Genomic DNA, 5,571 nt, shown 5'->3' with positions numbered 1-5,571 from the left:
GCCTCCCGTCCGTCGTGTGGCGACCGTCTACTGCACGGTGACCGTCTACCGCACGGTGACGGTCTTCGTGCCGAAGCTCTTGTAGGTGCCGCTCGGCAGGTCCTGGAAGTAGACGCGCACGGTGTGCGTGCCCTTCTTCACCCCGGTGAACTTCCGCGACAGCCCGACGTCCGAACCCCAGTCCGGGTGCACGGCCTGCACGTCGGTGCGGGTCGCGTTGACCGTTCCGGGCGAGACGGCCACGCCGTCCAGGTGGATCTTGTACTTGACCGGGTCCCAGACGTCCGGGTCGATCGCCCAGCCGGCCACGGTGATGGTGCCCGTGCCGCCGGTGACGGACTCGTACAGGCCCTTGACCGAGCCGGTCTTGCCCGTCTTGCCGGTGGTCGGCGGGTCGGTGACCGTCACGCTCTTCGTGCCGAAGCTCTTGTACGTGCCGCTCGGCAGCTCCCGGAAGTACACGCGCACGGTGTGGGTGCCGGCGGTCAGCCCGGGGATCTTCAGCGAGAGGCCGACGTCGGAGCCCCACGCGGGGTGCACGGCCTCGACGTCGGTCCGCTTCGCGTTCGCGGTCCCGGGGGCGATGGCGACACCGTCGACGTGGATCTTGTAGGCGACGGGGTCCCAGACGTCGGGGTCGATCGCCCAGCCGCGCACCGTGGCGCTGTTCACGCCACCGACCACGGACTCGAACGCACCCTTGAGCGAGCCGGTCTTGCCCGTCTTGCCGGTCGTCCCCGACGCGTCGGGTTCGGCGGTCGACGCGGCGGTCACGGTCACGGACTTGGTGCCGAAGCTGACGTACTTGCCGCCCTGCAGGTCCTGGAAGTAGACGCGCACGGTGTGCTTGCCCGCCTTCAGGCCGGTGAGCCGGAGCGTCAGGCCGACGTCGGAGCCCCACGTCGGGTGCGTCGCCTCGACGTCGGTGCGGGTGGCGTCCGCGACCCCGCTGTTCGTGCTGACGCCGTCGACGTGGATCTTGTACTTGACCGGGTCCCACACGTCCGGGTCGATCGCCCAGCCCCGCACGGTGGCCGTGCCGACGCCGCCGGTGACGGAGTCGTACGAGCCGCGCACGGCACCGGTCTTGCCGGTCTTGCCGGTGGTCGGGGCGTCCACGACGACCGACTTCGACGCGACCTTCACGTACTTCGTGCCGGGCTTGTCCATCACGTACAGCGTCACGGCGCGCGAGCCCGCGCTGATGCCACCGATCGTCTTCGAGAAGCCGAGGGTGCTGCCGACGCCGGGGTAGACCTTCGCCACGTCGGTGCGGGTCTTGTCCGCCGTGCCGGTCGCCTTGCTCACGCCGTCGACGAGGATCTTCCACGAGCCGGGCTTGGACGAGTCGGGGTCGAGGACCCAGCCGGTGGCCGAGATCGTGCCGACGCCGCCGGTCACCGAGTCGAGGACGCCCTTGGGTGCCGCGCTCGTGATGGTGCGGGTGTAACAGCCGAGCAGGGTGTTCGCCCCGCGGCCCTGGTTGATGGCGTAGCTGCAGACGGAGTGCGCGCCGAGGCTCAGCCCGGTCAGTTCGGCCGAGAACCCGTGCCGGGTGTTGTTCGCGCCGAGGGTGCCGGCGAGGTCGCTCCGGGTCGTGTCCGCCGTGACGGTCTTCGCGCCGGCACCGTCGACGTAGAACGCGACGCGCAGGGCGTTGGTGGTGTCCGGGTCGGCCGCCCAGCCGGTGACCGTGATCGACGAGGTGGAGGTCGCGGTCACGGAGTCGACGTCGCCGTAGGGGTTGCCGCCGCCGGCAGCAGCACCGAACCAGTCGGTGTACATGCGCCAGAAGTTGCGGTTGCCGTAGGCGGAGCAGCTGTCACCGGAGCCGTAGAGGTTCGACATGGCCGCGGCGTTCGGGGTGTACGGGGTGTAGATGTACAGGCTCGCGGTGGCCTGGTTCTGGATGTAGACGGACTTCCGACCGCACGCCGCGTTCGGGTTGAGCAGGATCGAGTTCGTCCGGCCCGCCTGGTACGCCCACGAGGTCGGCGACGCCTGGTACCGCTTGAACTGCAGGGCCGCGGCGTAGACCTGCTGGCCGAAGCCGAAGTACGCCGGGTCACACGGGGCGGTGTCCGGGCACGCGAAGCCGGTGGCGTGCAGGTACATGTAGGACGTCGGCGAGGACGTCGTGACGATGCCCTGCTCCTTCTGCAGGAGCACGAGCAGCACCTTCTGGCTGATGCCGCACGCGGCACCGACCTGGGCGATCATCGTCGCCGCCGACTTGGTGCCGCCGGCGATCGCGCTGCACCGGCCGGAGACGGCGCCGATCGCGCTCATCTTCTGCGAGAAGTCCTTGAGGCAGGCGGGGCCGCTCGACGACTTCCGGCAGTTCGGCGCGACGCTCGTCAGGAACGACTGCACGGCGGCGGCGTTCATCGCCGAGCCGTTGTAGAAGTTCGCGTCGCTGATGATGTTGCCCGGGTCGAAGTCCGAGGCGACCGCGGCCGACGCCGACTGGGTCGTCGTCTGCTCCGCCAGCACCGTGCCGAAGGTCAGGCCGCTCACCGCGACGGCGAAGGCCGCCACCAGGGCGAGGGAGCTCCGGAGGGAACGGCGGGAGCGGGCTGCTCGGGGGGAACGGGTGGTGCGGGGGGTGCGGGGGGTGCGCATCACGGGACCTCGGCGGTCAGGGGGTCGGACGTCGTCGACGCGGAGCCGACGGCGTAGGTCAGGGTGACGGACCAGGTGCCGCTCGACACCTTCGCCGCGGGGAACGACACCTGCGCGCAGTTCACCGACGAGGCACTCGCCTGTGCGGTGCTCGTGGCGGTGCGCGTGACGCCGTCCTTCGTCGCGGTGAAGGTGCACTTCCCGCTCGTGTCGGTCGTACCGGAGACCAGGCCACCGGCCTGGAGGGTCTTCGAGCCGGTGTCCCAGCCGGCGAACGTGACGACGGACGTGGCCGGGTACTCCGACGGGTCGGTGTCCGGCTGGTTCGTCGCGCCGCTGCCCGGGAACGCACCGGGGGTGTCGTCGTCGGAGGCGCCGGCATCGTCGTCGGACCCACCGTCGGTCGGCGTCGAGGCCGCGTCGGTGGGGGCCGAGGTCGCCGAGTCGTCGTCGGTCGGGGTCGCACTCGGGGTGCGCGAGACGGACGCGGACGGCGACGGGGTGGCGTCGTCGCCACCACCGGAACAACCGGCCAAGAGGAGACTGAGTGCACCGACCACCGCGAACGCAGCGATCGGCCTGGATGCGAGGAGCATGCTGACGGGCCGTCCTGTGGATGTTGACAAGGGTCCGGGTTGCAACAACGGTAACTCGAAAGTGAAGGTTGAGGGTTGGATCGGCCGGAATCACCCCCACTCGGGGTGCACGACGACCGTCGCCCAACCCCGTCCCGCGGGCCCGGTGAGTATGCTGTTCCGGTCCTGCCCCCCACGAACGAAGAGACGTATGGTCGACCAAGCCCGCATGACCGCGCTCGCGAAGGAACCCCTCGTCGTGATCGGCGCTCCGACGAGCGCCTTCCGCGGGACCTTCCGTGAGCTGCGCGACGTCTTCCGGCAGCGCGAGATGCTCGGCATGCTCGTCCGACGTGACCTGAAGGCCCGGTACAAGGACTCGGCACTCGGGTTCGTGTGGACGCTCGTGCGCCCGCTGACCCAGCTGCTCATCTACTACTTCGTCATCGGCAAGGTCCTCGGCGCCGCCAACGGCATCGACAACTTCGCGATCTACGTCTTCACCGGCCTGACCGCCTACACGCTCTTCAGCGAGATCGTCGCCGGGTCGACCGGGTCGATCGTCGGCAACTCCGGGCTGATCAAGAAGGTCTACGTCCCGCGCGAGGTCTTCCCACTCGCCAGTGTGGGCGCGGCCCTGGTGAACTTCACCATCCAGTTCGCGATCCTGCTGGCCGCGACGGTCGTCATCGGCGTCTTCCCGTGGCACGAGGGCCTGGTCTACCTGATCCCCTCGCTCGCGGTGATCCTGGTCTACGGCGCGGCCATCGGCCTGGTGCTGTCCGCGCTCAACGTGTACCTGCGCGACGTGCAGTTCGTCATCGACGTCGGCCTGATGGTCCTGCTCTGGGCCTCGCCGATCGTCTACTCGTACTCGCGGGTGGTCGCCACCGTGAACACCGACTGGCTCCTCACCCTCTACACGAACAACCCGCTGACCCTGTCGGTGCTCGGCCTGCAGAACGCGATCTGGCTGCACGACCCGGCGGACGTCACGTACCCGGACCACCTGATGCTCCGGCTGGGGATCGCGTTCGTGATCGGCCTCCTCTGCCTCATCGGTGCGCAGCGGATCTTCTCCCGCCTGCAGGGCAACTTCGCGCAGGAGCTCTAGACCATGGCCATCAGCACCCCCGTCGCCCCGTCGACCGCCGGCGAGACCGCCGAGCGTCCCGACGTCATCGTCATCGACCACGTCCGCAAGCGCTTCACGGTCCGCAAGGACAACACCCTGCGCGAGCGGATAGTCACGCTCGGCCGCGCCGGGCGGAAGCACCGCCAGGACTTCTGGGCCCTCGACGACGTCACGGTGTCGATCCAGGCCGGCTCGACCGTCGGGCTCATCGGCCAGAACGGCTCCGGCAAGTCGACCCTGCTCAAGGCCATCGGCGGCATCATCCAGCCGACCTCCGGCACGGTGTCCCGCCGCGGTCGCCTCGCCGCCCTGCTCGAGCTCGGCGCCGGGTTCCACCCCGACCTGTCCGGCCGCGAGAACGTCTACCTCAACGCGAGCCTGCTCGGCCTCAGCCGCAAGCAGACCGAGGAGAAGTTCGACGACATCCTGGCGTTCTCGGGCATCGGGGACTTCATCGACACCCAGGTGAAGTTCTACTCATCGGGCATGTACGTGCGGCTCGCGTTCGCCGTCGCCGTGCACACCGACCCCGACGTCCTGCTCGTCGACGAGGTCCTGGCCGTCGGTGACGAGGCCTTCCAGCGCAAGTGCCTCGACCGCATCCGCACCTTCCAGGAGGCCGGCAAGACGATCATCATCGTCACGCACTCCCTCAGCCAGGTGCAGGAGATGTGCGACCGCGTCGTCCTGCTCAACAAGGGCAAGGTGCTGCACGACGGTGACCCCGTCCAGGCCGTGAGCATGTTCCGCGAGGTGCTCGAGGAACGCCGTCAGGGCGAGCTCAGCACCGACGTCGCCGTCGGCCGTGGCAAGGTCATCGGCGCGAGCGTGCACGTCGACGGCAAGCAGCCCCGCGCCGAGGTCATGCCGGGCGACGACCTCGTCGTGGACATGGAGTTCGAGCACCTGGACGGCATCGCCGACTGGGAGGCCGCGGTCCAGATCAACAACGCCGGTGGCCAGGTCGTCTACGGCACCACCACCGGCATCATGGGCCTCGAACTGCAGCCGCTGCACGGTCGCCGGAAGCTCCGCCTGCGGATTGCCGACACCGCGTTCGGCACCGGCAAGTACTTCATCAATGTGTCGATGATGGACTCCGCCGGGCGCCACCTGCACGACATGCCGGAGTGCGACTCGTTCGAGGTCCCCGGGTTCGAGCACGCCGTGGGCACGGTCTACGCCGAACCCTCGATCGAGGAGCTCGACTGACCCCGGACGACGGCGACACCGGGGCCC

4 protein-coding genes are annotated in these 5,571 nt (G+C 69.3%); 2 read left to right on the top strand and 2 right to left on the bottom strand.

From position 1 onward, the window contains the following. Positions 1-45 precede the first annotated feature (45 nt). Complete coding sequence (locus BIU91_RS17385) at positions 46-2,622, bottom strand: hypothetical protein (RefSeq protein WP_071406445.1); 2,577 nt, start codon at positions 2,620-2,622, stop codon at positions 46-48. Further along, a complete protein-coding gene (locus BIU91_RS19070) occupies positions 2,622-3,218 on the bottom strand; it encodes a hypothetical protein (RefSeq protein ID WP_071406444.1) in 597 nt (198 codons plus the stop codon). The genes BIU91_RS17385 and BIU91_RS19070 overlap by 1 nt, the downstream gene beginning before the upstream one ends. Before the next feature lie 208 nt (positions 3,219-3,426). Between BIU91_RS19070 and BIU91_RS17375 the strand changes: the two genes are divergently transcribed. After that, a complete protein-coding gene (locus tag BIU91_RS17375) occupies positions 3,427-4,311 on the top strand; it encodes an ABC transporter permease (RefSeq protein ID WP_366556905.1) in 885 nt (294 codons plus the stop codon). A gap of 3 nt (positions 4,312-4,314) precedes the next feature. Beyond that, positions 4,315-5,544, top strand: a complete 1,230-nt coding sequence (locus BIU91_RS17370; protein ID WP_071406442.1) for an ABC transporter ATP-binding protein — start codon at positions 4,315-4,317, stop codon at positions 5,542-5,544. Positions 5,545-5,571 lie beyond the last annotated feature (27 nt).

Origin of the sequence: Curtobacterium sp. MMLR14_002 (genome assembly GCF_001864975.1) — a bacterium.
In the GTDB taxonomy this organism is placed as follows: domain Bacteria; phylum Actinomycetota; class Actinomycetes; order Actinomycetales; family Microbacteriaceae; genus Curtobacterium; species Curtobacterium flaccumfaciens.
Note: the sequence above shows the minus strand (reverse complement) of the source record. Positions and strands in the feature narration are given on the sequence as shown.

Excerpts from the sequence above, each read along its gene's own strand:
- BIU91_RS17385 (WP_071406445.1), bottom strand. The coding sequence starts at position 2,622 with ATGCGCACCCCCCGCACCCCCCGCACCACCCGTTCCCCCCGAGCAGCC.
- BIU91_RS19070 (WP_071406444.1), bottom strand. The coding sequence starts at position 3,218 with ATGCTCCTCGCATCCAGGCCGATCGCTGCGTTCGCGGTGGTCGGTGCA.
- BIU91_RS17375 (WP_366556905.1), top strand. The coding sequence starts at position 3,427 with ATGACCGCGCTCGCGAAGGAACCCCTCGTCGTGATCGGCGCTCCGACG.
- BIU91_RS17370 (WP_071406442.1), top strand. The coding sequence starts at position 4,315 with ATGGCCATCAGCACCCCCGTCGCCCCGTCGACCGCCGGCGAGACCGCC.